Origin of the sequence: Botrimarina colliarenosi, from assembly GCF_007859955.1 — a bacterium.
GTDB lineage: Bacteria > Planctomycetota > Planctomycetia > Pirellulales > Lacipirellulaceae > Botrimarina > Botrimarina colliarenosi.
Genome location: NZ_SJPR01000001.1, coordinates 510,388 through 536,154, shown reverse-complemented (window position 1 = coordinate 536,154; position 25,767 = coordinate 510,388). Strand labels below are relative to the sequence as shown.

Sequence of the window (25,767 nt, the reverse complement as noted above, 5' to 3'; positions counted from 1 at the left end):
CGCGGAATCTGATCAGCGGGTAAACAGCCGATGTCGTCGTGCGAAGTCTGCTGGTGCTTTTGCCTTGTAAGGGACCATTCATACGCTAAAAAGGGGCCAAGCTAGCCCGGCAAAGCAACGTCGAGCTCGGCGAGAACTCTTCAGCGGCCCGCACTCCGTTCGCCTCAACATCTTGTAAGCATGCGCCGATTTCCCTCGTCATGGGACAAGACTCTTACGGCCCTCGGCTTTCGCCGCCGTACACAACGAGTTAAACGAGACCACTATCGTCGGCGCCGGAGTTGGCCAGAGGCGTTGGAACGGCGAGACCTTCTCACGTCGTATCTCTATACGGTCACAACGCTTGTAGATACGGAGATGGCAGGGACATCTACCGACTCAGAGTGGAGTCTCCGGGAAGCGATCGCTCATTCGGCGGCTGATAATGATGGCGTCGACCGGATTGAGTTTGCGTCGGGACTAGCTGGCCAGGTTATCAACCTCAACAGTCAGATCACAATATCTTCGGATGTTAAGGTCAGCGGAGCTATGGCCCCTGGGCTCACTATTAGCGGTGCTACTGGGCAAAGACTTTTCCGGGTTAATAACAACGGCATTGACGTTGAGTTCAGCGATCTACGCATGGCGGGAGTGACCACCACATGGTCGGGAGGTGCGATCTACAGTCAGGGGGGGCTCACCGTTGAGCGAGTGTTGTTTGAGGACAATGCCGCTGGTTCTGTTGGCGGTGCGATTTATTCAGAAAGTGGATTAATTACCATTCGCGACAGCGAGTTCATAAATAACACAGCTACATCTTATGGTGGAGCCGTCAGAATAGACGGCCCTTTGGGTGCGCTGATCGATGGCAGCACGTTTGAAAACAACCGCACGAGCGGAACCGGCGGAGCGATCCAGGCCCACTTCGGCAGCGACCTGAGAATTGTCAACAGCACCTTCGTCGGCAACGAGTCTTATCACTACGGCGGTGCCGTCGATGCCTACCGCACGACTTCGGTCGATGTAGAAAACTCAACAATCGTCAATAACACTGCCAGACCAGTTGGAGCTTCAGGCGGGATTATGCTTTCCGGAGCGAGCTCCGGCGATGGGCGCACGCTGAGCATTGTGAATACGGTCTACGCCAACAATAGTCGCAATACTTGGATGGATCACTTCGGAAGCGTCGTCACCAACGCACCTAATCACAATTACTCCGGCGGCACAGATCCACAACTCGCTCCACTAGGAAACTATGGTGGACCGACCCGTACGATGGCGCCTCTCCCAGGGAGTCCGCTGATCGACGCCGGCGATTATTCTCTCGCGACGGGACTCACGACCGATCAACGCGGGTTCAACCGCGGCGAAGACCAGCCGTTAGTGATTAGCGCCAACGCGGTTGACATCGGCGCAGTGGAGTACGTCGCTCCGCTCGTCGTCGATACGGCCAAGGACGTCATCGACGGCCTCGATGGCCTGCTCTCCTTGCGTGAAGCCCTAGCGGCGGCAGCGAATAAGATTGGACCAAAACAAGTCACAATTTATTTTGCTACCTCACTCGCCGGTCAGACGATCGTGCTGGGCGACGTGGACGGCGACGGCCTAGAAAGCGGAGAGAGCCCGACCCAGCTGCAGGTCGCGAGCGACGTGATTATCGATGGGTCCGACGCACCCGGCCTAGCGATTAGCGGGAGCGACTTAACGCGGGTGTTCTTGATCGAGGCGGGAGGCGGCCACGAAGTCGCGTTCCAGAACCTGACCATCGAGTGCGGTAAAACGGGCTCCAACGGAGCCGGAATCAGCTCCGACGGCAATCAGCTCAACCTCAAGGAAGTAAAGCTGCTAGACAACTTCTCATACGGCCATGGAGGTGGAGCTTACGTTGTGAATGGCGACGCGACCGTCGTCAACAGCACGTTCGAGGGCAACACGGCGTTCTCCGGCGGCGGGCTGATGGTCTATACAGCTTCGAATGCCTCGACCGTGGCGAACACGGTCCGGATCGAAGGGGGCACCTTCGAGGACAACACCGCAACCAACTACGGCGGCGGCTTGCAGATCACCCAGTTCAACACGGGGGCGGGGCGGGGAACGGTCGAGGTGCTGAACAGCACCTTCTCCGCCAACCATGCTCCCGCCGGCGCTGGCATCACGGTCTATGGCGACCCGATCGACGTGGATATCGATAGCGTCACGGTCACCGGCAACGTTTCGAGCGGGGCGGGTGGCGCTCTCTACAAGAAGAGTTCGGGGTCCCACCTCATCGTCAATAACACCATCCTGGCGGGCAACCTAACCGGCTCCGGATCGACTCCCGACTTGTACCTCAGCGGCAGCAAGGTGGCCCCGGCGTTCTCGGCTTCCTACACGATGGTCGGCTACGGCAACGACCACTTCGACCCCAACGTCGGGGTTGGGAACATCGAGCTGCTGTCGGGGCAGGACGCCGGCCTAATGCCGCTCGATTACTACGGCGGGATCACCAAGACGCACGCCCTTCTGCCGAGCAGCCCGGCGATCGACAAGGGGAACAGCACCTCGACTCTAGCGTTAGATCAGCGAGGGTTTTCGCGACCCGTCGATGGCGACCCAACGGTGGATGTGACCCCAGTAATCGACATCGGGGCGTTTGAGTACCAAGGCGACGGACCGATCGTGGTGAACACGACGTCGGACGGCACCGTGGGCTCTGGCGAGATGAGCCTGCGTCAGGCAATCGCCTTGGCGACAGCCACGCCGGGCAACGACACGATCGTGTTCGACCCAGGCGTCTTTAGCACGCCGCAGACGATCACGCTGCAGGATCAGGACAGCGATGGGGACGAGGACGCGCTATTGATCGACAGCGATGTCGTGATCGTGGGTCCCGGCGCTGATCTTCTCAATCTGGATGGCGATGGCGCCTCGGCGATCTTCCAGATCCATGAAGGCATCGTCTCCATTGAGGGGGTCTCGACAAGCAACTCAGGAAGCGGCGTCTACATCGACGGCGGAGAAGTGACTCTAGCCTCCCTGGAGATGACCGGCCACTACGGCCCCGGCGCCGTCTATGCCCACTACGACTACACCTCGTACTATCCAATCGGAAACATCCGAGATGTCACCATCCGGAGCACGTCGATCTCGGGCAACAGTAATGGCGTGCAGGCGATTACCGCCAATCTCGTCGTTGAGAATACGACCATCTCGGGGAACGACCATTGGGGGGTTTTTCATGCTGAGTCGCACTCGTCTTCCTTGACCAACGTCACCATTACGAACAACGCCTATGGCGGCGTCGTATTCGCGCCGGCAGCGGACGAACCTTACACAGCCACAATCAACAACTCGCTAATACTGGGCAATACCGCCTACGACATCAACGGCGGGGAGGAAGTCGCTGCAAGTGGATCGCACAACCTTCTAGGGACGGTCTACCTTTCTCAAGAAGCGAGCGGTCTCTCCGAGTTCTCATTCGGCCAGACGCCCGAGACCGTCGGCCTGCTCGCTTTGACGCATGCCGGAGGGCCGACCTCAGTCCACCCGCTCGATCCAAGCAGCCTCGCCATCGACGCTGGCGACAACGGCGCATCAATCGACCTGTTGACTGATCAACGCGGTTTCCTCCGACCCGCAGACGGCGATTTTAGCCTCGAATACACGGCCGATATTGGCTCCTTCGAGTTCCAGGCAGGTCCGATCCTTGTGACTACTGCGTCGGACATCGGCGTAGGCTCCGGCGAGCTGAGCCTGCGTCAAGCGATTGCGCTGGCGAACGCGATGCCCGGCGACGACACAATCGTCTTCGACCCGGTCGTCTTCGCCTCGCCGCAGACGATCACGCTGGCGGACCACGACGGGGTCGGCGGGGCCGACCCCCTGACGATCACCAGCAACGTAGTGATCACTGGCCCCGGCGCCGACCTGCTCACCATCGACGGTAGCGGAGCCGGCTCTGTTATAAGCAATATTGGGCTAACGGAGCTCTCTGGGATCACCGTGCGGGGGGCGAATGTCGGGATTGAGAGCTCCGGTTACTTAACGCTCAAGGGAGTTCAGGCGGCCGACAACCTCGACGCGGGGGTGGAAGCCAACGGAGGATTGCTCTACCTCGACAGCAGTGTCATCGCCGAAAACGGCAGCGGTGTCTGGGTGCTTGACGGCGCCTACGTCTTGATCATGAACTCGACGGTCTCGAAGAATGCGGGCATCGGCGTGTGGAATTTCGAAGGAGACGTAACGCTGCAGCACGTCACCATCGCGGAGAACCAGGACCTCGGAGTCTGGGGTGGGTATGGCGGCTCCGTCGCCTTCCACAACAGCCTGATCGTCAACAACAACCTCGCCCAACCCACTCCGTCTGCGCGGATCGACTTCGACCCCGGGTATGTCACGGCAGCCGGGGGCATCGGGAACATCATCGGCGGCCAGTACGGCAGCAGCTTCACCGACGGAGTCGCCGAGAATATAGTCCTCAGCGACTCGGCATACGAATTGTCCGACGTGAAGTTGATGTCCCTGGGGGACTACGGTGGCCCGACCCGGACGCACGCCCTGGCCGCAGGGAGCATCGCTATCGACAAGAGTGGATTCACCACCAGCGCGGTAGCGGACCAACGCGACTTTGCGCGTCTCGACACAGCCGACACTGGAGCGTTCGAGTATCAGGGCGACGGCGCCATTGTGGTAACGACGGCGTCGGACATCGGAGTAGGAGCCGGCGATCTAAGCCTGCGTCAGGCGATCGCGCTAGCAAACGCGACGCCAGGAGCCGACACGATCGAGTTCGACCCCGTCGTCTTCGCTACGCCGCAGACGATCACGCTAGCGGACCACGACGGCGGCGCCGCCGACCCCCTGACGGTCAACAGCAACCTTTTGATCACTGGCCCCGGCGCCGACCTGCTCACCATCGACGGAAACGGCGCCAACGGCGTCTTCATGCTGTCATCCGGCGCCTCCACGCTAACGGGCGTCAGGCTGACCGGCGCCACTTCCTATTCGATCGAAGTCGGGAGCAGCGCTTACGTCAACATCGAGTCCATCGAAAGCTCCGGAAATGGGGCTGGCATCCACTCGACAGGCGCCACCTTTGTGAGCAAGAGCGCCATCGTCGAAAACGACCACTATGGATTGTTCTTCGAAGGTTACGGGAGCGTATCTAACTCGACAATCTCCGGCAATGGATGGACGGGTCTGACAAGCTTCCTTGGAAATGTGAGTGTCTCGAACACAACAATAATCGGGAATAGTCTCGGCATTTACGCGGATTACTACGGCGAATTATCCCTCCTCAATTCGCTTGTGGTGGGAAACGGCAATGCTACGTCAAGCACCGACCTGTATGTTGGCGACTACGGCCAGTTGCTCTCTGCGAGCTACAACTTGCTCGGTACGACTGCCGACTACTCTCCAAATAGCGTCGATCTCTTCTCACAAGAGGGATACACCAAGGAGGGGTTGCGAGTTGCTGACCTTGCGTACAACGGCGGGCCGACGAGAACGCACGCCCTGCTGCCGGGAAGCATCGCCATCGACGCCGGCAGCACCGCGTACGACTACGGCGACGCGACCGACCAACGTGGCGTCGGGTTCCCGCGCGTGCTCGGCGAGGCCATCGACATCGGCGCTCTTGAGGCGGAAGCGCCAATCGTCGTCACCACGCTCTCAGACGAACCGTCGATCGGTCAGCTGACCCTCCGCGAAGCGATCGCACAAGCGTCGGGCAATCAAGTGATCACTTTCGCTCCCTGGCTCAACGGCGGCGTCATCGAGCTCGGATCGCAAAGCGATCTGGTCATCGACAAGTCGCTGGCGATCGACGCTAGCAGCCTCGACAATGGCTTGACCGTCCGCGCCTACGACCCCGACCGCGAAGAGCTGGGTTACCAGTTGTACAACGCAAATGGCGGGCGGGTCTTTTACGTCAAAGGCAGAGACGTCGACGTCACTCTGAAGAGTCTGACGCTCAGCGGCGGCGACACCTGGACCCACGGTGGAGCGATCTACTCGCTCGGCGCCTCTCTGACCCTCGATCACGTCGAAGTCAGTCACAACGCCGCGCCGCGGCCGGCGGGTTACGAGATCATCGGCAACACAGGGTTCGTCGATTATCCCCGTGACGACCCCATGAACTTCGCGCCCATCTTCGGCGAGTACCAGACTGCCGCGCGCGGCGGCGGCGTTTACTCGACCGGCGATTTGACGATTATTGATTCGCGCTTCGTCAACAACGCCACGTTCAATGTCGGAAAATCCTTGGACTCAGACCAACTCCAGGGCTACCTGGAGGATGCTGGCGTAACTGAGATTGATGATCCACCGCATACCTATTCAGCCTTGGGCGAAATATTTGCGGGCGACATCTACACGATGGGCAACCTCGTCATTGAGGGTAGCCGCTTCGAGACCACTCCCATCGACATGGATGATGTCGCATCAGGGGTAGCGGTCGGCGTTCCGACCAACGACATCAATCTCGGGCTGGGCGGCATCTACACGACCAACGAAAGGCGTGGTCGGCCGATCACGGTCACGATCAACAACACCGTGTTCGACACGAGCCGTGGAATCGCCGTCGACACTCTTAATTGGGCGGATCATACACAACTTCCCTCAAGCATTGGGCGTGGCGATATCGCGCGGTACGAGGTGTCGGAGGTGACGGGTGGGTACTTCTACCTGTCCGACCCCCAATATGAGATTCCAGAAGAAGAGCGTACCCCCCTTCTTTCATTTCTCCCGGAGCAATATCCACTCATCAAGTTCCAGCACGACGGCTCAACTACACCGCCCTCTTTCAAGATCCGGATCGTAGACGACGGCGACTTCGCCACGGAATGGCTGCCGATCTACGGCACGCTCAATCAGGAAGGCGCACGAGAAGGCAGCGGCAGCTTCGACATCAACGCTGGGGAGGATTTCGACCTCTCCGGCGCCACATCGTTGCTGGTGGGCCTCGACAGGAAGAACACGGTTTCCATCACCAACGTCACGATGATCGACTCGATCGGGGCGATGGTCATCGAGGCGCGAGAGGACCCAGATAACCCGGGCGAGTTAATCGAGTACCCGTCTGGCTCGTTCGTGGTGCTGGGCTCCAACGTGTCCGTGCAGAATCTGACAGTTCACCACGCATCGACGGCCGGCGCCGCCGTAGCCGTATTGTGGTCGGACGTGGTCATCGACGACAGCCGCTTTCTGCCGCCAGAAGGACTTGACGTGGGCTCCGGAAGCACCGCAGTCCTGGCGAAGGCGAGCCAGCTAACGATCACCGATTCCGTTTTCCAAGGCCTCCGCGGGCCCGTGATCGACGTCGATCTATGGGGCAAACTGGAACTCATCCAGAGCACGATTTTCAATATTCAGGGCGACAACGCGATAAGAGCCGCCGCGAGCTTTACGGAAACGCCCGTATTTCCGTTCGCTTTCCCTGGATCAATACTGATTCGAGACAGTGTCATACGCGGTGTAGACGGAGGTAGCGCGTTAGCTGTACTCGTACCAACTAGTGTCACACCCGAACCTGAAGAGCCGGACGAAGACTACGACGAATTGCCTCCTGAACAAGACAAGCCCGTGCACTTTAGCGTGCGTGAAGTCCTGCCGTTTCAGGTCACGATTGACGGATCGACAATCTCGAATAACCGCACTTATTATGGCGCTGGTGTAAACGCCGTAGGCGCTGCAGGGGGTGCCGGCCTTCGTTTGTCGGGCCCCCTGGATGTCTTCATCTCCAGGAGCACAATCTCCGATAATCGGCAAATGGGAGACGCGAGGGATGGACAACCCGTAACCGATCTGAGATTGCTTGCCGAAGAAGGAACCGACCTATTCAACGATTTGTCGTATGATGGTGGGTACGGAGGCGGTATCCTCGCTAATTCGCTGCATCGGCTACGCATCGAGAACTCGACGATATCAGGGAACCAAGCCGGCATCGCGGGCGGCGGCATTTTCGTCGCCAACACCGATCAGATCGAACTAATTAACACGACGGTTACCGACAACGAAGCGGGTTACCAGGGTGGAGGCGTCTTCGTTGTAGGCGGCTGGCTCGATAATATAAAAGAAGCGGTGTTTGTGCCGTACAACGACAACGCCGCGACCTTTGTGAATTCGATCGTCGCTGGTAACGTGGCCTGGGACCTTCCACTCTTTCAGGAACTAAACGCGGAAGAGGGATACGCGCACACATGGGTGAAGAATCACAGATATGTCAACCCAGACGGCAGGGTTGGAATCTTTGCCGTCAATAGCGCCAATACCGCAGACGTTTGGTTCTCTGCGCCGAACAAAGAGACATATCTTGACACCGGAATCTTGCCGGCAACATTTCACTCACTGTCAACACTGAGTCGAAACAATATCATCGGAGTTGGTGTAGATCCCGATGGCGCCGACCCCCTGCTGCCGATTCAGGACCCACAGGAACCAGACTTCAATGAGAACATTATTGGGGCAGACCCGCAATTGACGCCACTCGGCGACTACGGGGGACCCTCGGAGCTACACGCGATCCGAACGCCCGCCAGCCCCGCCTATAACGCGGGGTTCTGGAACTCCCCCTACGACAGCAGTGACGATGAACTGATCCGCCCTGTCACCGCGAGTTCGTCGACCTTCCGCTACGACAGTTCTCCGGCATTCAATCTGATCACCGAGTCACCGACACTTCGCGACATCGACTCGATCGTCTACCCGCTCATAGGGGGCACGCTTCCAACCGACTACAACGGGGCGAAGTGGATTAGCCACGACCCCAACTCCGAAACCGATTGGCCCAATGTCGCTCCGGTGCTTACTTTCGGTTTCAACGAAGTCCGAGAATTGGAGCGAGTCGTCTTGTGGTCCGTCACGACGGGGACGGTAAACTCGACGCTGCCGGAGACGATCCAGATTTCGTATTCCAACGACGGTGGCGGCAGCTGGACTTACCTGCCGGCGGAGTTGGTCGACTGGACGAATAACGGAGCGGGCTATGGGACAGGCATCACGCTGTTGCTGGCGGATGGCAATTATGTGGAGGCCGATACCGTCAGGATTGGCTTCCCGAGTCTTCAGCGCGACCAGCAGGTCGCCTTGGGGGAAGTTAGGTTTGGCGGCAAACGCCTGACCGATCAGCGGGGCCACCGCCAAAACGACCCGCAGAGTTACCCGTTCGACCGGAAAGTGGGGCAGATCGACATCGGCGCCTTCGAACTCCCAACGGTGTACACCCACCTGCCTTCACTGCCGGATTCGGGCATGCTTGCCGCCCTGGGCGTTACGAGCGCTGACATTTCAGGCTACGACCTTGTCGTCTCAGACGTGGACGACACGGTGATCGACCTCGATCTCAGCCCAGGGCATCTGTCGCTCCGCGAAGCGATCCTGCTCTCCAATCTACTCGACGGCAAGCAGAAGATCGCCGTGCCGAGTTCCTTGGGGGACGGCGTGGTCTTCCTCGAGCGTGGCGAGTTGCGGATCACCGACGATCTCGACATCGCCGCAATCGGCGGGGGTCGCCTTACTATCGACGCGTCGAAGAGTTACGTGCCGCTGCCTGAAATCGCCAATCCGCCGGGCGCTGAACTGCCCGGCCCCGTCAATGCCTTCGCGCAGCCGAATTCGAGCCACTCCTTGACATTGCCGGGAACCAGGAATGTGCTGGGGAGCCGGCTCTTTAACATCGACGACGAGACCGACGATCTGTTGATGGTTGAGATCAGCAATCTCGTCCTGACGGGCGGTTTCGTCCACGGTTCTGGCGGCGCCATAAGGTCAACTGAAACCCTCACCATATACAACAGCGAGATTGTCGGGAACAGCGCGCATAACTTGTACACCCGTCCGGAGAACACTCACGTCGGAAATCCCACTGAAGCTGTCCAAGGTGGATTAGGTCTTTCTTTGGCTTTTCCCGAAACCCTTGCCCCGAGTGGCGGTGGTATTTTTTCACAAGGCGGCTCTCTGTCCCTCGACTCCAGCACTGTATCCAACAACAGCGCCAACATTTCAGGAGGGGGCATTCATGTCGAAGGTGGCAGTCTCGATATAAATTCGAGCGCCATCTTTGAAAACTTAACGCGCCGCGTATTATCTCTAGATCTTTGGAATCAGAATACAATCGATGTTTCCAAAGATACTTCCAATGACTCCAATTTGCGGGAAAACATTCCTTCGATTGATCCACGCGGCGGGGGGGTATCTATTGTTGAAAGTGTGGCCGTTATCGACGGCAGCGTCATCACTAACAACATTGCATTAGCTTCTGACGAACCGTACCTCTACAGTGGCGGCGAGAGCCTGGAATCGTACTCGCCGTCGCTACTTGACGAATTGAAGGGCGCTTCGGGAGGCGGGCTCTTCATCGACGGTTCTTCGGTTGTCATTAGCAACTCGGAGATCTCCTTCAATGAGTCTCACTACGGCGCCGGTGTGTACCTCCACGGTTCCAAGGATCAGTTCGATCTCGCTTCGAGCGCCTATCTAGCGGTGAGAAACTCAACGATCTCCAACAATGACGCGAAGGTGCGGATCCTACGGACGGAGGGGTACAACCTCTATGACTCGCCAAAAGGCGCCGGCATCGCTGCCGATGGTAAAGCCGCGCTCACGTTGGAACACTCGACCGTGGTCGAGAACCGCGTCCATGGAAGCTACCAGGTTTCCGGAGATTCCGCGAACGTAGGGGCGGGCATTTACTTCCCCGACGGCGGTCCCGCCTCGGTCGAAGACTACCACGGCAAGCTAACGATCGACCATTCCATCGTCGCGTCGAATTATAGCTACAGCACTTTCGAGCACTTAGATGATTCGACAGACTCAAGCAATGCCAAGACTGCGAAAAACTCGACCACCGGCTCCTCAGACATTTACTTTGGATATTTGCCCAGTTCCTCCGACCCGAACGACACGAGCATTGAACCTCTAATAAGAGACATGCTTCAGATCGATCATTCTTTGATAGGGAACAACTACTCGCTGTACTCGTCATGGTATTCGGCAAATGGACCGGCATCCCCTAACCGGTCATTTGGATATGTTCAAGGTCGGTATGTAAACCCCGACGTGCCCGGCCAGAATCTGCCGTGGGACCAAGGAGGCGTTCCGGAGGCCGATCAATGGGGCAATCTCATCGGCGGCTACGCTATCGGCGCCGGGTACTACTACATGGATGGAGTCAGTTTATCGACGGATCCATATTATTTCGCAGGCGTCCTGGACCCAGGGCTTGATCTCCTAGCGGACAATGGAGGCGCTAACGCGACGCATGCGCCGCTAGTTTCAGGCACTTCCACCCTCGCAATGATTCACGTCCCCAGCGGCGCCATCGGTTACACGGGCCAGGGGTCTGAAGCCGGCGAAGAGGCGAGTCAGATGACAGCCGATCCGATCGTTGGATTCAATGAAGCAATCAACGGCGTAGGACCTCCCGCCAATGCGTCGCCGATGACGCTGCCCTACGGAAGCAATGAGGCGATCCTTAAACAGAGGATTCGCCACGAATCGTGGCGGACAACTTCTGCTGGAGGCGCTTCGGGCGATTTCTTCGACGACGATCCCGGCAATTTTGGCGGCAGCGCGATCAACGATGAACCATCTTTCGATTTTGACCTGGGGGGGTCGGTCGAGCTATCTGAGATCGTCATCTGGTCGGCGATCACCAGCCTCTTCCGGAACGGCGACGAAGCGAAGGTCCTCAAGATCGATTTCAAGCGCGATGGTGACCCGGTTGGATCCTGTATCACATGGACGCGGGAGACGACGCCGAGCGTTGCGGGATTGTCCGAGACGTATGTGCTCGATACGCCCGTGCTCGCCGATCAGGTGATCATCACGATCACCGACAACTTCTACGGCGAACCCGACGTGACCGCCGGTGGTGACCGCGTAGCCCTGGGACAGATACGCTTCGTTGGCGAGCTCAGCGACGACTTCGCCGTCAACGACAAGAGCATCGCGATCGACGCGGGCCGGACGACCCTTGGCGCCTCGCCGACGACGGACCAGCGAGGCTCCGGATACGACCGTTTAGTTGGCGACGCAATCGACATCGGCGCCCACGAGACGGGGGCTCTGATCGATCCGCTCTCTCCGCCGCTCGTTGAAGCGACGAATGTCGTCCCGAGTATCGTCGAAGGCCCGCAACCGGACGGGATGAAGGTCGCGGGCTTGAGGCTGACAAACCTCGCGAGTTCGCCGTGGTCAGCCGTGATTGGCGGCGCGAATAGCGACCTCTTCTTCATCCCGACCGACGCGCAGGGGCGTTTGACCCGCGAGCTGTGGATTAAGCCCGGAGCGGTCGTCGATTTCGAGTCGCTCTACTCCGATGTCAATGATTCGGCGACGCTAGAGGTCAGCCTGACCATCACCGACCCGTCGCGAGGCGCGAACGGCGAATCCGACCCGTTGGTGCTCCCGCTGATCAGCGTCATCAATGTCAACGACCTGCCGACGCTGGACAGACCGGCGCCGCCGATCTCGCTAGCGAGCGACGTGACGCCTGCTACGAACCCAGGCGTAGCGGTCTCCTCGCTCCTTGCCGGAGCTTCGGACGAGGATGTCGGTCCGAAGAACGAAATAGGCATGGCGATTGTGCGCGTCGAACTCGGCTCGACTCCGAACAGCTCGGTCGAATACAGCTTGAACAACGGGTTGACTTGGCGGTCCGTTCCCTACCTCCTGTCCGGCAAGGCCTTCCTTCTGCCGGGCGCCGCGCTTGTAAGATTCAATAAGCAGGACGACTTCACGGGCTCAGTCGAGGACGTTGTCTTCTTCCGAGTCTGGGATCAGACCGCCGGCAAGGCGGGGAAAGTCGTCAGCGTCGAGGACGTTGTCGGGTCGCTGAGTCTGGTCGACGAGGCGCTTGCTGACGGCGAAGACCTCAGCATCGCAACGGGCGCCATCGACGTCGCCGTCACGCCACAAGTGGGGCCCGTCCAAACGTTGACCACTGCCGCTCGCGACGGCGGATCGCCGGCGGTGGCGATTGACGCCCGTGGCATTGGCTTGCATGTCTGGCAAGAGGCGGGGGGGCTCCGGGGTAGGAGGGTGGCGGCCGATGGCTCGTTGCTCTCTGGGATTGTCGTTGTCGCCGACGACGTGACAGCGTCAAACCCCCGGGTCGTCGCGGGGGAAGACGGCAGCTTCCTCGTGGTCTGGGAACAGACAAGCGGTACTGGCGCGTGCCTGTACGCCAGACGCTTCAATCTGATCGGTGAGCAGCTCGTCGCTGCCGGAAACGCGGTAGCGGTGACCGGAGCGGAGTCGGTCGCCTCCGACGGACTAAGCTCTCTGTCGTTCATCGCCAACGACGATTCGTTCATCGTGACATGGGTTTCCTCGGGCTCCGCTTATCTCGGGCGGTACGCGCTGAGTGGCTCGGGTGACTTGATGCAGCTGCTCGCGCCGAGCGTCGTTCCCGTCAATCTTGCCGGTGGCACGCAAGGCGGCGTTGTCTCGACCGTCTCGAGCGACGGTCTGACGATTCACCTGGCGTGGCTAGAAGAATCGGTTACCGAAGGTCGGTTGTATGCCGCTGACTACGATCTGTCGTCTATTTCTTGGGGGAACGCGACTTTACTCATCGCCACGCCATCCGTTCCGCCGTACGGCGACTCCCTCGATGACTGGGCCGTTAGTGACATCCAACTCGCGATCGGCCCGAGTGGAGAGCCCGTCGTGGGCTGGCGAGAGACTGCCGAATGGAGCAACCTGTCCACGGCAGAAGGCCCCGACAGCGGGGGAAGTGATCGTGTACGCATAAGCCGACGCGCGAACGGCGTCTGGATGTCCGGAGTCGAGGATATCGACGTCGCGGATGCGTCAAGCACTCTGGGAATTACAACGGGAGAACGCATCAGCGGCTTTAGTCTTGCCGCCGACCGCTACGGACGCCTCGGCTTGGCCTGGATCAAGCAAGTCGTCGGCGTTGCCGGCTCGTCGCTGCTGACCACCCGATGGATTGAGGAAGGTGGCGCCACGGAGAACACGTTCACGCAAGCCGTGTCCGGTTCGTGGAGCGACCCCGAGCTGGCCGCAAGCAAGTCGGGCAAGTTCGACCTGACAGCGAGCACCGGCGCACAGGTCGTGGCGCAGAGGTACCGACTCAGCCAACTCGAGGCGGTGGAGTGGAGCCTCAATGGGGATCGCTTTGAGGTTCGCAACGGGTCGAGCAAGACTCCGCGGGTTGAGTTGTCGGTGGCGTCGTACGGCGGCGTCGATTACTTCGTGGTGAACGACGAACTCACTACGGTCAAAGTATCGGACGTGTTGAAGATCGCCATCGTCACGGGGTCCACCAACGACGCCATTGACCTTCGCGGCCTTGTGAACGTCGGGCTGAACGCCAACGTTTTGTACGATATCTCAACAGGCGCCGGCGACGACTCGATTTTCATTGGCGCGGGGTCGGTGACGGTCAATGGCGGCTTGGGCGCCGATAGGTACTACTTGTCGGATCATAACGACGCAGACCTCGTCCTGGCGGACGCGGGTGGGGTCGACCAGCTACTGCTCACCGACTGGGCCGGGGACCCCGCTACGATCGTTCTGGGGTACGACGGAAAGCAGACGATCACGAGCGCCGGCAGCGCCCATGCTGTGACGCTCGACCTTGTTAAAGGCGACGAGCTCGACGACGTCCTGAGCACGAATGGCGCCTACGTTTACACGCCGTCTGACAAGGCGTCGCAACTCACGGAAGAAAAGTTGGTGGTCGGAGTGGGCGGCCTGACGCTTGAAGAGGCGTTGTTGTGGGCCAAGACGGATTCAAAGGCGGATGTGATCGCCTTTGCCGACAACCTCACGAGCCTCTCGCCAACTGCCCAATACACGATCGACACCGCCGTGACCATCGATGGCGAGGTCAGTGCGGGCAAGTTGACAATCGATGGAAACAGCAGCACGCGACTGTTCTTTGTCGTCGAGGATGTCAACGCGACGCTCAAGAACCTGATTCTTGAAGACGGTCAGGCCGACAGCGGCGGCGCCATCTACTCAGCCGGCAATCTCACGCTCTCCGGCGTCGAAATCACCGGCAGCACGGCAACAACCGGCGATGGCGGCGGTGTGGCCTTCGTCGGCGAACAACTGACGATCCGCGACAGCGTCATTCAAAGTAACACGGCGACATACGGCCATGGCGGCGGAGTCTCTTTCGCGGGGATCGAAGCCACAATCATCCGGAGCGCCGTCAATCAGAACGAGGCGCAGAAAGGCGCCGGCCTCGCCGTCTACAGCGGCGAGGTCTCTATCAACCGGAGCGCCTTCATCAGCAATGGAGTGGCGAGCACCGTCTTAGAAGGCGGTGGCCTCTGGCAGGAAGGAGAATCCGTCGTCGAGGTCATCAACAGCACTTTCTCCAACAATCGCGCCAACGAAGGGGGAGCCATTTTCACGAGCGACCCCACGGCGGGCGCGAATATACTGACGCTTGTCAACGCCACACTCGTACATAACCGGGCGGCCGCCGGGGCGGCGATCTACACCGATGGCCAAGTCGTCACCGCAGTGAAAACACTCTTCGCCGGCAATACGAACTCCGCCGGCGCCGCACTAACAACCATCTCTGTCGACGGCGCCGGAGAGGCGTTTACCGATGACTCGACGAGAAACTTAATCGAAAATGCCGCGACGTCCGCCGGCGGGCTCCTCCTCGATACGTCATTCAAAACGATCTCGTTCGCAGCGAATACGGACGTCACCGATGTAAGCCAAGTTCTGAGCGCGTTGGCGCCTGCCAACGAGGCGATTCAGTATCACCCACTGGTAAGTGGGTCGCCTGCCATCGTCCAAACCGACGCCGACCCTCCAAGCGGCCCCCTTTCAGACGAGCACAAACTCTATATCGACCAGCGGGGATACGTGCCGCAGGCTCCCGACACCCTTCGGGACATCGGCGCCTATGAGTTCGAAGGGGAAGCCGACACCAGTCCGTCGGTATTTCTCAGCAGCGACGTCGTTCTCAAGGAAGGCGTCCAAACGGGCCAGCTGGTGGCCCGCGTCCAGATCGATCCTGCCTGGCGAGACTTCACGTTCAGCATCATCGGCGGCAACCTCAACGGAGTCTTCTCGATCGATGCGTTGACCGGAGAGATACGGGTCGAGGACGCCTCGAAGCTCGACGCCGAGCGGACTCCGATCTACGCCCTTCAGGTCTATGCCGACGGGCCCGATGCTCAAGACGCTGAGGGCTATATCCGCATCGTCGTCGAAAGCGTGAACGAGGCGCCCACTTTCGCCGGATCGCTCACGTTCAACCTTCCCACGACAGCAATCACCGGAGACGTCGTAGGGGTTGTCACCGCCTACGACCAGGATACGTCGGACAAGCTAGAGTACGAGATCATCGGCGGGGCCGCCGTCGCGAACGCGATCGAGATCGACAGAGACACAGGCCTGATCAAGGTTAAGAGCGGCGCCGATCTGCGAGGGCTCGACGCGCTTGAATTCAAGGTCCGGGCGTCCGACCTAGGCGAGTTGTTTGAAGAAGTCGATGTCCGCGTTAACCTCTTCAAGATCGCGGCGCTCGATCCCAAACTCGCCGCCGAGGCCGGCCTTGAGCCGATTGTCGTTGCGAACACGCCCACCGAAGCGGCATTTACTCACACGGTGTCGCACGCCTCCACGCTGGTCTTCAATCCCGTCGCGACCTTCGAGAACTCTCCCGGGAAGGCCTTCCGAGTTGAAATCGTCCAATCGGGCGGCTCATCCGTCCTTACCTTCAATTACTCCGAGACGGGCAAGCTGCTCACCACGGGAAACCCGTCTAGAGTCTTCAAGCTAGGCACTCTCTCTCTCAGAAACGACGGCGCCCTCGTCTACCAACCGAAGAGCGACCTCCTCACCAAGAACGCTTTGCAGTCGGAAGGAGGAGGGGGGTCGTACTACTACGCCAAAGAGGCGCTCTCTTATCGGATTGTCGATACAAACGACGGCGCCGTGTTGCTCAAAGACCAACCACTCACCATCCAGGTGACCAACAGCCTGCCTGTGTTCCGGTCCGACTATATCGGCAACCCTAGCGGAGTCTTAGAGCTAACCGAAACGATCGACGTCGCTCGCAACTGGAACTATGTCGTTGACCTAGCGGACCTGCTGTACGACCCCGACGGCGATCCGATCAAAATACAGCAGTTCAAGAGTGTGAACCCTCTCACGCTCCCCGTGTCAGATTCAGATGAACCGTTCAGAGGGGCCGACCCGCTCACAGGCGGCAATAGCATCACCGCCAGTTTTGCCTACAAGCAACTGGGTGGAAATACATCAGCCGTTCGTGAGGTCAAACTGGAAAGCGCGGACGTGCCGGCCCAGACCGACGCCCGGATCGTTATTAGCCAGGACTCAAAGTCCAATGATTCTCTCAACGCGTTTGGATTCAGCAGCACCTACAGCTTTATTGTCTCCGCTACCGACGGGCAGGCAAACAGCCAGAATGCCGCTCTGGTCAAGCAGATTCGGCTCACGGTTCATCCGCTGACTAGTTCCGTTCAAACGGGCGATTCGACCGAAGCCGCGTGGCTTAGCTCGATCCATCGCCCAGGCTTGGTTACGAAAGACCCCGACGACTTGCTGGACACCGACAGGTGGTCGGTTGCTGCGTCCGACGTCAACACGTACCGGCAGGGCGTCGATCGTGAAGTCGTGGGCGACACCCTCGTCAACCTGGTCGACGGATCGATCATACGGCGCCACGACCTCGTGCTGGACGGGTCGGGCGGCGCCGCCGAAGCGACTTTACCAGGCTTGATCTACGACTCGTCGGTGGCGGACCCGCGGCCGACAATCGAGGCGACGCTCACCGCTCCGAAAGACACGAAGGTTAAGAAACTGACCGCGACTTTCACCTGGTACGACCACGTCAGCACAGGCGGTACCACTCCGCGCGAAGTTGTGACGGAGGTGACCTACACCGGCACCGCCTTGACGCAAATTAGCAATGGCCTCGCGACAGGGGAGCCGTACCACTTCGCGTTCCAGCCCAGCGAAGCTCCCATCTTTTCCGGCGTGTACCGATGGAAGGTTGCATTCGAAGCAGAGGTTGACAACCGCAAAATCACTGGCGACGAGAAGCTCAACTTCACGCAAAGCGGCGAAACAGCAGTGGTGGTGCAGAAAAAGGTTGACGCGGGTGATTTTGTCACTGGCAGCCCGACAAGTTGGAACTACACGCCTCAGTTCGGCGAAGGCTGGGCGCTGGAGGGCGTGCCGCAGCTGTTCATCGACGACCTCCGGTCAGGAAGCGACACCACCAAGGACGACAGGATCATCTTGTGGTTTCCGGGCGAGCAACCGATTGTCTTCGGACTTGGAGACTTAGGCGAGGGTTACAGCCGCCAAGATTACTTCAACGACCCCGCAAATGGCGCCTTCAGCAAGTTCGTACCGCTCAACCTAAAGACGGGCCTGCAAGACCCCCGTGAATTCGGAACGCAAAAGATCAACAAGCTGCCTGGCAACTCTATCGTCTACACCTCTCCGGACGCAGTCGCTTACGTCTTCAAGATGCAGACGGTCGATTCGCATCCGGCTTGGCGGTTGAGCGAGATCCGCGTGCCACAAGCTGATCGTCCGATCAGTTTCGAGTATTCCACGAACGACCCACTGCGTATTGCGAGCATAACGGGCACGGATGGATACATCACCACGATTGGGGCGCTACAAAGCAACGTAGTACACGTTGACTTCGACGCCGCTGGTAACGGAGATGCACGTGTCGATTTGACAATCGATAGCAACAATCAACTCGACAAGATTCTGCACAAGTATGACCTGACGTCAGGCGATAGGATACGTGATTTCACCTACGTCAGCAACGCAACGGCTCTCCTTGCGACGGACAAATGGGGTGGTGGAACGATCGAACGCTCAACCAGCTTTATTTTTGACGCGGCACAAACCGGGTCAGGAGCCATCAAGACAATCACCCACGGAGCCGGCACTTACACGGTAAGTCCTTCGCTGTTAGGGCGTGTAGTACATGGTACGGGCACTGAAGCCTCGGTTGGAATCGATAACGCTGGCGATTCTCGAATTGCAAACACGGGGCGGTTTGCGACGGTCGCGCTCGACAATGATGAAACCACTGACTGGTTTACTAAACATACTTACGACGACACGGGCAACCGTGTCACAACCGAGTCGTACTTCGGCACAGGATATGTGGCCAGCGCCCTCATTTCCTCCGAAGCGTGGACTTACGACTACCTCGGTTCGGTCAAATCGTACACGGACGCAATCGGGCGCGTCTCGTACTTCGTCTACGATTACCAGAACGCTGACGTTTCCGCGCCGAATCCCGCGAACGATACGTCGGGTCTCTACGACAATGACGATTACCGCGGCAACGTGGTCCGCCTGGATTCTTTCTCCGGGACCACGCGATACGCCTACTCCACGGACGACAACAAGTTCGGCGCGATGGGCAAGCTCGTCCAGGCGGTAGACCCGAACGGCCTCAAGTCAATTCGAGAATGGGATAAGTACGGCCAACTCGTCAAGCTGACGATCGGTAACGAGTATGAAGAGACGTGGGTCTATTTCCACGGTGATTCGACCAGGACTAACGACGAGTTCTACAATCTGGCATTCTCGGGGTTGCTCGCCAAACACGTCGACAGCAGAGGCCTCGTCACGGAGTACGACTACGACTCAAGCGACCGGCGACTTAAATCCACAAAGGTGACCGACACCGGCGTAGCAAACCTCGCCGACAGCGGTCGGACCACAAAGTCGACTTATTCCTACGACGACAACGGTTTTGTCGCGACGAAGACCGTGGAAGTCGACAACGTCGTCCTTTCCTATGCCGTCTACGACTACGACCGCACAGGCTTGCTGAAGTCGATGGTCGTGTATGACAAATCGGGCGGCGCCGTGTTGTCAGAAGCGTCTTATACCTACTATGACGACGGCTTGATCGAGACGGAGACTCTTGGAGAAGCGAATAATCACAGCAAAACCAAGTACACCTATGACTTACGCGGACTGCTGACAAAGGTCGAACAGTTCGCCAATAGAGCGACAGACACCAACCCCGTAACCACCAATTACACCTACTACAAGGACGGCCGTCTGAAGCAGACGACCCTCCCGGACGGCGAGACGATCACCGTCACCGACGCCGTCGTCCAGCGGCAGGAACTTCCGCTGGTAGGCAGTAGCGTTACCGCTAAGAATTATCTCCAGCAGAGCACAAGCACAACCGGCGTCGCCGGCCTCACGACATACGACCCGAATGGCGCCGGTGGTGGAGCCTTCGGCTTCGGCGAACTAACCGAAACCGTTGAGCAGCTAATCGACAAGGCAGGGCGACTAATCTCGGAGGAGAATCTCCTCAGCGGAGCGCTCACGACCTACGCCTACTCCGACCTCCGACACGACGCGCCGACCGAGGTCGTTGAAGAACTCCACCTCAACAACGAGTATGACCCGCACGAGATCAAATCGTCGTTCGTGTACGACATCCAAGGGAACGTGATCCTCGAGCGGACTCCCGGCGCGGCGCCGCGGGCCTATCGCTACGACAAGCTGGGCTACCTGATCGAGACGAACGTTCTCTCCCTCGACGGGGCGAGGTTTGTCTACGCAAACAACGCCGCCGGTGACGTGCTCACCGAGACCGAGTACCGCAAGCAGCCCGTCGGCGCCGCGAAGACTTACGTCACCGAATACGGTTACGACCAATCGGGCCGGCTTCGCAAAGTCACCGACCACGCCGACGACAACGGCGGCGCCCGGGTCTCGACGGTCACATCGACGAACGATGCGTCGGCCGCCACCATCGGCACCAATCCGATCGTCACCCGCAAGGTCGAGACCACTTCGCCCGAAGGCGTCAAGACCTACCAATACTTCGACGGCGCCGGGCGACTGTTGCGCGGGACGAACGCTTACGGCGGCGTCACCAACTACGAATACGACAAATCGGGCAATCTGATCAAGGTGACCGAGGACGCCCCCACCGGCGGCGGGAACTGTATCACGACCTACGCCTACGACGGTCTCAATCGGATCGTCAAAGCGACTCAGCACGGCGAGCTGATCGACGCCAGTCCCGACGACGGAGTAGGCGAGCTCATCACGAGGACGCAATACTTCGACGGTTCCGGCAACAACTACGATTTCGTCGTGACGGACCCCCTCGGCGTGAAGACGAGCACCCGGTACGACTCGCTGGGCAACGCCGTCGTCGTGCGGGTGGGAGACGAGACCGTGGGAGACGCGTCAATGAACGACGACCTCTTGGTCATCAATTCGTACGCCTACAGCGGCGGATTCGTCGTCGTGACGACCCGGGCCACCAGCCGCCGCGCGGAGCATGAAGACTTTACGTCCGGGACTCGCGAACATGACGAGACGACGGTCTCGCGTAGCCTGCTCAATACCCGCGGCGATGTCTTGAAGTCGGCCGTGCGGGTTAGCGGTCTCGAAGAGTCCGACGACATCCCTGCTGGGTCATTCCCAGGGGCGGCCGTGTTTTCTCCAGGCTACGAGGTCCGACAGACGAACGAGTACTTCGAAAACGGGCTGCTCTCCGGATCAATCGACGGCGCTGGCAAGACGACGACGTACACGTACAACACCTCGATCGGCCTGCCCCTCGTCGAGACGGTCAAGCGCGGCGAGCAAGTCACAAAATACGCCTACGACTCGGCGGGCAATCGGCTCTCAATGAGCGTCAACGGCATGAACGAGATCACCTGGGAGTACGACCAGGCCGGGCGCATCGTCAAGGAGTCTGCGACAATTGACGAGCCCGGCGGCGGGACCGAAGAGGTCACCCGCACGTGGACCTATGACGGGCTTAAGACGACTAGTAAGGACCGGAACGGAGTGGTTTTCGCCGCCGAGTTCGCCCCTGCTGGTCCGCAAGGACCAGCGGTCGATAAAGAATGGACCGTGTCGGCGCCGGCCGGCTATGAGGATTACAAGGCCTACACCGCCTACTTCCGCTACAACGCCGACGGCAGCCTTCAAGAAGCCATCGACGCTTGGACCGCCGGATGGGACGGAAGCACTCTCCTGGCCAGCAGCATCGACCAATCCGCGGTCGAGTACGTCTACGACGAATACGGGCGACTCTCTTCAGAAACCTCAGAGCATACGTTCAAAGGGGTTCAGGCGCCGACCACCAGCGTGGAAGGAATCGCGTATCACCGCAACGGGGTCCGCGAGCGGGCCGATTGGAACCTGAACGGGACGACGCTGGTTGCCCACAACGAGTACGGCCTGGACGCCCGCGGTCGGGTGAACGCCGTGACACAGTCGGCAGGCGGCGGCGGCCCGTGGGCTGGGGGAGTCGCCGCCGACGCCAAAGCGGCGGCCTTCGCTTACAACGCCGACAACCGCCGCCACCGCATCGACCGGTACGCTACAGCCAGCACAACTGGAGGCTCGATCGGCCACACCGACTACAGTTACCTGGACGAGGGGACGCTCGAGACGCTGGCGCACCACCGGGCCGAGGGCGCTGCGTCGGCGATCGCCAGCTACCTTTTCGGGTACGACGACACGGGTCGCATCGACGGGGCCGGCATGGCGATCCACGACGACATGGGCGGGCTGCTCAGCACCTCGCGACCCACCGTGTTCTACAACCCCCGCGGCGAGGTCACCGGCGTCGGCGCCGACAGCAAGAGCTCGATCGGCGAGGTCACCCAGACCACTCCCTCGAACTTCGGGAGGGACGGGTTCGGCAATACGAACGCGGCCGGCCAGGATTACGGCAGTCTAAACCGGCTCGTGTCCGACGCCACGACGGATTACGCGTACGACCTCGAAGGGCGGCTCACACAAACAACGCTACGCTCTAGTGGCGAAATCTCGGATTACACATGGGACCACCGTGGCCTGCTTACCTCGGTGGAAGTCACGAGACAGGTCGATAATCCCCATCCCGGCGCCCCGACTTCCATCACCTACAGCACGGTCGACTACTACTACGACGTGCTGGGAAGAAAGTCAGAGAGGTCTTTTACGTCTCTGACGGATTCGCAGCGGACGGCGTACGCCTACGACGGCCAGCGGCTAGCGTTCGAGATCGACGTCGCAACCGACAAGGTGACGCGGAGCTACTTCAATGGCCCGGGCGTGAATGAGGTCCTGGCGATTGACCAGACCGCGGCAGGCAGCATCAAGACGGTGTGGCAATTCGCCGACCACGTCGGCACGGTCACGTCGGTGGGCGTTTACGACTACACCGGCGACCCGAACGATTCCAACTGGCATCTCCGGCACCGCAATGTCGATGCGGCCGGCGGGCTCGGCGTGGACTTTGCCGGGATGCAGGACAGCGTCCTCCTGGGCCGAGAGAGCTCCCCGTTCGCCCAGGTCCTGGCGGCGAGCCCCGTCTTCTTCGCCGGCCACCAGCTGGACGAATCGACCGACCTCTACGACATGCGGGCCCGCTGGTACAACCCGACCCACCAACGCTTCCTCAGCGAGGACCCGCTTGGCGAAGCGGGGGGATCGACCAACCTCTACCAGTACGCCGGCGGCGACCCGGTGAATGTCCGGCAGGCCCCCGGCTCGGCGGCAATCCCCGAGCTCAGCCTTGAAGAACGTACGGCGATCTACGGGGAGGGTATTCTCGGCACAGTCCTCTACGCCTTCGGGGAAGGATACCGCAGCGTGCTGGGAGACGCGTTCCTCGCCAGCGCGACCGACGGAGAAGTTTACACGAGTGTCGGCGTCGGAGCCGGGCTTGGCGTGCTGGCCGGCGCCGGCGCGGGCATCGCCGCGTCCTCGTACGGGCTGGGGACCTTTGCAACGGCCTTATTCGTGGGTGGCGCGGCGGGTGGGGCCGAGTACCTCGGAACGACCGTGACCGCCGCCGCCTTCGACGCGGCGTTTGACCGAGGCGGCGCCGCCGGCCCCACTGTGGGGGGTTTCGCCGCTTCCACCCTTGGCGGTGCGGTCGGCGGCGGACTTGTCCACGGCGGCGGGACTCTGACGGGCGTCTCGGGCCGAGTTGTCTCGAAAGCGACGGGGAACGCGATCGCTGCTGGCCGGCAGTTTGCCTACGACACTGGCCTGCCGTTTGCGCAAGGCTTCTTAAGCGCTCGCGGCCCGCTGCTTGGAGTCAATGACCCCCTGAGCGCGTTCGCGGCTCAGGTGTACGTTGGGGTGCGTGGGGGCGTGCGAGAGGTTGTGAAACGGCAGCAACTGCTCGCCGAGGAAATCGGCGGGAGAATTGTCACGCCGCAGCAGTTGTTCCGCGTGAACGACCATCACATTGCGACGCCCTACGGTGCCATAGGAAGACGGCTAAATAAGCTATTCAACAACGCACGGGTCGATATCGACGGAAGTCTAAACAAGATCGAGGTGCCAGGGCACATCGGTCCGCACGGTTACTACAACACGATTGTCGAGGAAAGACTTCGAAAAGCGGTTGCTGGTTTCTCGCCGGGGACGCGAGAGTATCAGAACGCCTTCGTAACAGGTCTTCTTGGGATTCGTCGAGAGCTTGGCCCTGATGGCGAACTCTTACCATTGGTCCAAGCGGGGGCGTCAACAGCCGAGCGCGGAGCGATAAGATGAGTTCAAGAATGAGATACTACTGGCTGTACGATGATGATCTGCAATACGACGACAAGACGCGGTGCTTGCATATCGCGGCGACGCTGGAAGGAGGTCCGCGTGAAGACTGGGAGTACATTCGCGGCGCCCGATTCCCCGAAGAGCCTCCGGTGAAACTGGTGGAAGGAAACGACGGCGTCCCCTGTCCGCTTTACCTGCAAGGCTACGGCATCCTCGTAGTCGAGAAGGAGCTTGGGGAGGTCCTCCGAGGGATCGCCGGCGACAGCATCCAGCTTATTCCTTGCCAGTACGAGGCGCAACCGGATCTGTTTCTGCTGAACACCCTCTCGATGGTCGATTGCCTCGACTGGGAGGCGTCGGTGATCGAGTGTTATCATCCACAAGGCCTGAGCTCTTGGCCCAACAAGCGGGGTGAGATCGACGATATCGGGCGATTGGTGTTTGACGCCGACAAGGCTGCCGGGAATGCGATATTCAGGCTGCCGGATTGGAATTTTCGGATGTTCATCAACCAAGACGTGAAGGACGCGCTGATTTTATACGGTGCGGTGGATCGGCATGTGTTTTACGAAGTGAACACGGAGTGCCTTCTGATCGGCGGCATCAGTTACTACGAGCCAACGGTCCGAAAGCGAGTTCCGTGGAGTCTCGAAGAGTACCGCGCGATGCGGGAGGAACGACGAGAGCAAAGTAGCGTGTAGACTGGTAGGTGGCGGGTGGCGAGTGGCCGGGGTCGCAGCGAAGCGGAGCCCCCGGTGAATCACCAAGACGGCCGCCGCTCCGGGGAATCCGGCTGACCCCTGCGACGCCGGCCACCCCGGGGGGGCCTGGCGCGCTTGGCGTCGTGGCGGCTGCTTCCGTAGCCTCTCGCCTCCAGCCACTCGCCGCTCTTCTTTGGCCACCCCTGCGCGAACCCGAATTGTTGGAAGCACCGTGCCGGGTGAACCTATGAGAGGAGGCCGCGCCGAGTAGGCGGTTCTTCGGATTGGTGGTAAACGAGGGTTGTCACCCTCCCCGTTTTACCCCTGCAGGAGACCGTCATGGATTACGTCGGCGTGGACCTCCACAAGAAGTCGATCAGTGTTTGTGTCGTGAGTCAATCGCGCGAGGTGCTTCAGTCGCGGCGGTTCTGGTGCGTCGAGCCCGATCGAATCGAGGCCTTCTTCGGCGAATTGGGGCCCCACGAGGTCGTCGTCGAGGCGACCGTCGGCTACGAGTGGTTCTTGCGGCTGGTCGAGCCCCACGCCCAGCGGGCCGTGCTCGCCCACCCGGGCAAGC

General features: G+C 59.9%; 3 protein-coding genes. All 3 read left to right on the top strand.

Features of this window, described 5'->3' with window-relative positions:
* Positions 1–180 precede the first annotated feature (180 nt).
* Positions 181–24,489: a choice-of-anchor Q domain-containing protein gene (locus Pla108_RS02040; protein ID WP_146442254.1), complete on the top strand. Its 24,309-nt coding sequence runs from the start codon at positions 181–183 to the stop codon at positions 24,487–24,489.
* Between the two features lie 8 nt (positions 24,490–24,497).
* Complete coding sequence (locus tag Pla108_RS02035) at positions 24,498–25,190, top strand: imm11 family protein (protein WP_146442251.1); 693 nt, start codon at positions 24,498–24,500, stop codon at positions 25,188–25,190.
* A gap of 339 nt (positions 25,191–25,529) precedes the next feature.
* The coding region (locus Pla108_RS20750) for a hypothetical protein (protein ID WP_197526158.1) at positions 25,530–25,767 on the top strand (238 nt) is incomplete at its 3' end.

Bases quoted from the DNA above. Each gene is read 5' to 3' on its own strand.
- Pla108_RS02035 (WP_146442251.1), top strand. From the start codon at position 24,498: ATGAGATACTACTGGCTGTACGATGATGATCTGCAATACGACGACAAG.
- Pla108_RS02040 (WP_146442254.1), top strand. From the start codon at position 181: ATGCGCCGATTTCCCTCGTCATGGGACAAGACTCTTACGGCCCTCGGC.